The organism is Paraburkholderia franconis (genome assembly GCF_009362735.1).
Lineage (GTDB): Bacteria > Pseudomonadota > Gammaproteobacteria > Burkholderiales > Burkholderiaceae > Paraburkholderia > Paraburkholderia franconis.
This window is the reverse complement of record NZ_WHNP01000042.1, coordinates 58,084-64,487: the sequence shown is the minus strand read 5'-3', so window position 1 is coordinate 64,487 and position 6,404 is coordinate 58,084. Positions and strand designations below refer to the sequence as shown.

The 6,404-nt window shown below is 58.0% G+C and carries 4 protein-coding genes and 1 pseudogene; 2 read left to right on the top strand and 3 right to left on the bottom strand.

What is annotated here, in order from left to right:
* Positions 1-410: 410 nt before the first annotated feature.
* Positions 411-1,284: pseudogene (locus GCT13_RS32100) on the bottom strand (ISKra4-like element ISBte2 family transposase); the annotation flags it as partial.
* 168 nt (positions 1,285-1,452) lie between these two features.
* Entirely contained in the window at positions 1,453-1,794 is a 342-nt protein-coding gene (locus tag GCT13_RS32095) for a hypothetical protein (RefSeq protein WP_152765043.1), read from the bottom strand.
* Positions 1,795-2,241: 447 nt separating this feature from the next.
* Here GCT13_RS32095 and GCT13_RS32090 point away from each other — a divergent pair, with 447 nt between their 5' ends.
* Together GCT13_RS32090 and GCT13_RS32085 are read left to right on the top strand one after the other, a co-directional pair.
* The gene (locus GCT13_RS32090; RefSeq protein WP_321574754.1) at positions 2,242-3,480 is read left to right on the top strand and encodes a MalY/PatB family protein; all 1,239 of its coding nucleotides are present in this window, start codon (positions 2,242-2,244) and stop codon (positions 3,478-3,480) included.
* Between the two features lie 321 nt (positions 3,481-3,801).
* Entirely contained in the window at positions 3,802-5,328 is a 1,527-nt protein-coding gene (locus GCT13_RS32085; RefSeq protein WP_321574753.1) for an amino acid permease, read from the top strand.
* Between the two features lie 131 nt (positions 5,329-5,459).
* Here GCT13_RS32085 and GCT13_RS32080 read toward each other — a convergent pair whose 3' ends face one another.
* Positions 5,460-6,380 (bottom strand): AraC family transcriptional regulator, encoded by a 921-nt coding sequence (locus GCT13_RS32080; protein WP_321574752.1) that lies wholly within the window; start codon positions 6,378-6,380, stop codon positions 5,460-5,462.
* Positions 6,381-6,404 lie beyond the last annotated feature (24 nt).

Sequence of the window (6,404 nt, the reverse complement as noted above, 5' to 3'; positions counted from 1 at the left end):
TGTGAGAGACCGCTTATCAGCGGTTCAGCGCCCTTGTTCCGGCGACGGAATGGATCAACGATGCGGTGTTTGCGAAGGGCTTGAGTAGATTGGCAAGACCGGCGTCAGTAAGGCGCTTCACGCTGTGCGCGAGCCTTGTGCGGTGAAAGTCGCTCGCAGGGTTCTTCGGGGGCCGCGTTTTCGAGAGGGAATGCGGCTACCCTCTCTCCTGAACGGGTCGGTTGAGCTTGGCATCTCAACTGTAGACCCTGGCCGCCCCCTTCTTTGGGCGGCCAGGAGGCCTTTCAATGATTATCACTTCGCGTTGGGAGCGTTAAAAAACTTGGGGTAGCGATTCCGAGGCCCGGCGAAACTCATCGAGGAATACCGCGACCTCAAGAGATATCGCGTGGGGACGTCGCCTGAAGACTTCAAGTCTCTCCCGCAAGTCACCGTTTATCACCGCGCATCGCACTTGGGCAAGAAGATGGACTCCTGTCGGCGACCAACGCATTTGTTGGCGCTTGCACATGCGCTGGTTGAGCACCTGATTCACTGCAGACTCGGCCGTGGCGGTCGAGATGGGTTTGCCGCGACGGTGTCGTGCGCCGTAGTCGATCGTTGAGCCGCCATTCGCTTCGACGTATTCAACAAGCTCTCGGGTTCGGTAGTCGAGCTGCGCCAGACTTTCTACAACGCCCGGAGTTTCAGGCACGATCACCCGACAGAGGAGCAGGATGCCTTGCATCCTGTCTTTCGCCTTCTCGAGTTTGGCATGCCAGAAGCACCAGCGCAGTTTGTCAACGCGGGATATCAGCGCACGTCGGGCGGCCTTTTCCGTTTCCGTTTGTGCATGTATGCCCTTGATGATCTGCTCGAGATACCTCACCCGCATTGATATATGGAACCAGTCCAGAACAGGTGTAGGAGAAAACGGCAATCGACTTGCGATTGACTGGAGGCCATTGGCACCATCGGTTATGACCGACAGTTTCGGTTGATCGCTTCCGGTTGTGGCCTTCACGAGCGTGGTGAGCCGGTCCACGATATCCGGCAACCTCTCACGAACGCGAATACGCGTGACGTCTGCTCTCTGGCGCTCAAGCGGCCCGTTAAAACCTCGAAGCTAGAACATTCAGACTTGCGCCTCCCTCTAACGAATCCTCCGTCGATGGTGAGGGTCCACTCCGTCTCTTCCTTCGGGGCGCGACACGCAGCCGGCTGAACCGCTTCAATGCGCGCGCCGACGCGTAGCGCCCTGTTCCGCACGGTCACATGGTTCAATGTCTTCCGCACGGGCAGGAAGATGCCATTAATTTCGTTGCTCGCGAGAAGCCAATACAAGACGGCCTTCATTTTTACGTGACCGGAATGCAATGCACCGCGTTGAAATTCAGGATCTACGTCGTCAATAGTCCAAAATGATTGTGCCTCACATGCAATGCATGCGTTCGCTCGTTCATGTAAACGCCCTTATGCGGCTCCCACACGGTTGCGGTCATGGCGGGAGACGTCGCGTCCGATTTCACTGGCGAACGTGGTGCTGGCAATCGCCGCCCGGATACGCTCGCCGATCGCGAGGGCAGTGTCCAGCGACGTGCGGGACAACAACATCGTTGCCGGTGGTCCGAGCCATGCATCGCCTTGCGAAAGAAGGACTGACGGCGACACGATGCGATTCACGCGATCGGTTCGGTGGTCGCCGAACAGCTGTCCGATATTTTGAACACGGGGCAGAGCGACGATTCGTCGTCGAATCAGTGTGTAGTAGTTCGAATGATTGCGTTGCGAATCGCGCCGCTCAAGTTGTGCCACGAAATCGCGCCGTTGACAGAAGAAAAGGAAAAGTTATCTTAATAGCGATGTTATTCGTCGCTTTTCGATGAAAGCCGGACTTCAATGATCGGTGCATCGACGTCGCCTTCATGGAGGTCGGCACCAGCGCATGCACATACGGCTTAGATCAGTCGAACCGGCAGATCGTGGTCGACGGCCAACCTGATCGAGCAATTGAAGGTATTTTTGGAAAATCGAATACGGTGGGAAGCCGTTGCAACCATCGCGGCATACACATGGTGTCCCGATTCCTCGTGGTGCCCATCGTCTGAGGTCTCCCTCGTGCACAAGGCGGGCGGGCATCCATGAGCTATGCTCACTGCTCCATGAGAACATACCATTGTTGCCAGGAAATTCGCGCTGCTACTCTAGCTGCAATACGAGGTCACGCCGCCGGCGTGCCGTCTACCGCGAACGGAAGTCATCGTGAAGCTCCATTGTGAAACGCCAGCAAGCGGCGCAGGTGCCGGAAAAGTCGGATCGATTTTTGATGAAGTTATCGACCGCAAAAGCTCCAATTCACTCAAGTGGGCGTTCGGCGAGAAGTTGCTGACGGCACAAGAATTCGCGGCCGATCCGCTGCCGATGTGGGTGGCGGATATGGATTTCAGGGCGCCGCAAGTCGTCATCGGTGCACTGCATGAGGCAGTTGAGTTCGGTGTATTCGGGTATTCGCGCGGAGCGACCGAGAGCTACGTCTGCGCAATAACCGGCTGGCAGGCAAAGCGCTTTGGCTGGGAGGTCCCGAGCGAGTGGGTGCTTCAAACCAGCGGCATCATCACCGCGTTGAAAACGGCCATCCAGGCGTTCTCTTCGCCGGGTGACTCGGTCCTGATTCAGCCGCCCGTGTATGCGCATTTCCACGACGATGTTCTGCTGAACGGGCGCCAGCTGACCTGTGCGCCGCTCGAGCGCACGGGAACCGTATATCGCTTTGACGAAAAGGCATTCGAAGCAGCGATCAGGCACAACACGAAACTCTTCATTCTGAGCAATCCGCACAATCCGACGGGCAACGTCTGGTCGGAAGGCGAACTGCGTGCGATGGGGGAAATCTGCCTGCGGCATGGCGTGCTCGTGATTTCAGACGAGATTCACCAGGATCTCATCGTGAATCCATTCAAGAAACACATCCCGTTTGCGTCGCTCGGGAAAGCGTTTGCGGAGAACAGCATCACCTGCACCGCGCCGAGCAAGACTTTCAACCTGCCGGGACTTCAGAGCGCCAATCTCTTCGTGCCCAACCGCTGCGTTCGCGAAGAATTACGTCGGCAGTTTGACAGGAACATGTACTCATCCGTCAACACGCTGGGAATGGTCGCCGCCGAAGCTGCTTATTCTCGCGGTGAGCCGTGGCTCGAAGAGTTACTGCGGTATCTGCGTGCAAATCACACGTACTTCCGAAATGCGGTCCACAGCCTCACGTCGAAGATCGAGGTTTTACCTGCCGATTCGCTCTACCTTGCCTGGATGGATTGCCGGGGACTGGCGATGGACCCCGACGTCCTCAAGCATTTCATGCTGACGGGCGCGCGACTGTGGCTGGACAACGGGCCGAAGTTCGGCATCGAGGGGCATGGGTACATGCGCGCAAACCTTGGCTGTCCGCGTTCCACCGTGGACGAAGCAATTCGCCGTCTGACCACCGCGCTCGCTGAACTCTGAACAGCAATTGGCGAGAGCGAACTAGCGTCCCGCTCAACGACGATGCGCGACGAAGATCCATGCGTGGTCGCATCCGTGCAGCACGCGATCCGCTGAGCCCATGCTAACGCCGAAAGCGGCGTGGCACAGGACTACGATGCACGGGGCGACCCTTTAGACGACCTACATCGGACAGCGCGATTGGCCTGGCCATCGACGCTACGAGAAGCGACGTGTGCCGGAACTTGAGAAAGCAGATTATGTAATTAGGATAACGATAAAAATAAAGAGCCTGCTCAGACAAAGAAACTGACTATGGCTAAAAAGGAGCGATGCATTACGGTGTTCGCGCCAGGCTTTCCACGGCCACAACGTGCGATCAAACCCTCTTTCCAATCTAAAAAACAACATTCGATTAACTTCCTTGGAGGCGACATGAGCAACAACATCGAAGCACAGGCATACGAGCGGGAAGATCTGAAAAGAGATCTTAAGAACCGCCATATCCAGATGATTGCCATCGGCGGCGCAATCGGCACAGGACTGTTCTACGGATCTTCCTGGGCAATCAGAACAGCTGGTCCGGCCATTCTGCTGGTCTTTCTGCTTGCCGCCATCGCCATCTATTTCGTCATGCGGGCACTCGGTGAAATGGCCGTGGAAGAACCGGTGTCCGGCTCCTACGTGTCATATTCGAACCGCTATATTCACCGCTTCGCAGGCTTTCTGAACGGCTGGAACGCGTTCATCTTTCTGCTCGCCACCAGTGCGGCCGATCTGAATGCGTTGGGGAATTACGTTCATTTCTGGTTCCCGCACATTCCGATCTGGGTGACGGCCGGCGCCGCGGTATCGCTGATGTTTGTTGTCAATATCATCGGCGTCAAAATATACGGTGAGGCGGAGTTCTGGTTCTCGCTCGTCAAGGTGATCGCGATCGTCGCCATGATCATCTTTGGCGTCTGCATGATCGTGTTTGGCATCGGCAACAACGGCGTGCCCGTCGGTTATCACAACCTCGTCGACCACGGCGGATTCTTTGCCAAGGGGGCGAGCGGCACATTCCTCGCGGTCGTGATGGTCGCGTTCTCGTTCGGCGGTGTCGAAAATCTCGGTCTCGCGGCCGGCGAAGCGAAGGATGTCAAAACGACGATGCCGAAGGCCGTCAATGCCACGTTCTGGCGACTGCTGATTTTCTACGTCGGTGCGATCGCGGTCCTGCTGATGGTATTCCCGTGGACGGCGTTGACAACGAAGGGTAGCCCGTTCGTCGAGGTCTTCACGAAGATCGGCATTCCGGCCGCAGCGAGCATCATGAACCTGGTCGTGATCATGGCGGTGCTGTCGGCGGTCAATGCGAGCGTGTTCACCAATAGCCGCACGTTCTACAACCTGTCACTGCAGAAGAACGCACCGGCCTTTCTCGGCGTCACCAATTCACGCAAGGTACCGCACCGCGCAATCCTGATGGTGTTTGCCGCGATGTTCGCGGGCGTGCTGCTGAACTACATCATGCCTGAACAGGCGTTCGAACTGTTTTCTTCGGTGACTGTGTTCGCGCTGGTCTGTGCGTGGGGCTCCATCGTCATCAGCCATCTCAGGTTCCGGAAGCTGAAGATCCAGAACGGGGAAGAAGACCAGATCGCATACCAGATGCCGTTCTACCCCTACAGCAACTACATCGCGCTCGCTTTCGTGGCGGCGGTACTGGTCGGTATCGCGATCCTGCCGGACATGCGCATGTCGCTGGTCGTTTCGGCCGTCTGGGTGCTGGTCGTGTATGCCGCCTACCGGTTCTACGTCCGCAAAGACGCGTCTCAGGCGCGTGACGAACTTGAAGTCGCCAAGCCGGAGGATCAGCTGGCCTGAGAGCCATCCGGTGCCCGCGCGGAGCATCGAAACGATTTCGCGACTTCGTTAAACCTATGAGGGCGGACTACCACGGACCATCGTGGCAGCCGCCCTCAACGCATTGGCGCATGCCGTGCGCTGATTTGCCGTCATTCGCTGGCGACACGGGCAGTTGGCGACGCAGACCGGTTTCCCGCCTCCTCGCCACGACCGCGCATATAGACCTGCGGGCTGCTGCCCATTTCGAGACGAAACGCATACACGAATGCCGATGTCGAGCCGTAGCCAAGCTCCATCGCTGTGCGGGTGACGCCCATGCCGCCGCCAAGCAGTTCGATCGCCCTAAACAGCCTCATTCGCCGGCGCCACGTTCGCAAGCTCATGCCGGTCTCGCTGACGAAACGTCGCGCCAGCGTGCGGGGCGACATTCCCAGCACGCGCCCCCAGTCTTCCGGTCCACGCGGATCGGCCGGATCTGAATAAAGTGCTTCGCAAAGCGTCGCAAGCGCGCCGTCTCTCGGCCATGGCAACGCGGTCGGCAATGGCCGGGTACGCCGGAGCTGGTCGAGAATGAGATGGGTGATTCGACCAGCATAGCCGTCATCGTCTTGCCGCCCTTCGATGGCCGCCGCTTCGATGATGAGCGCCTTCAGCAGCGGCGAAACCGCGAACACCATCGGAGCCGTGCCTGCGAGCGCGCGGCCGGTCTCTTCGGCTATCCACAGACTGCGAAACTCAGCGCCGAGAAGCGAACCCACTTTGTGACGGAGCCCGGTCGGCAACCACACGGCCTTCTCCGGGGAGATCACGAGCGACCCGCCTTCCGATATCACGGTCAACGCCCCGGAAATCGCGTAGACCATCTGATGCCAGCGGTGCGAGTGCTCCGGGAAGAAGTGACGCGCCGGGATGAACTGCGCACGGACTGTGAGCGGCGCAGGAGGCATGGCGTCCGCCGGGGCTTCGATTGTTTCCCAGTTCATGTCGTTTGTCCGATTGGCAGATATTCTATACATTCTGACGTCTAGTCGAAATACTGTCACGAGAAAACCCGGTTTAATGAAAGTCACACGTATTGATGCGCGACAGGGCCG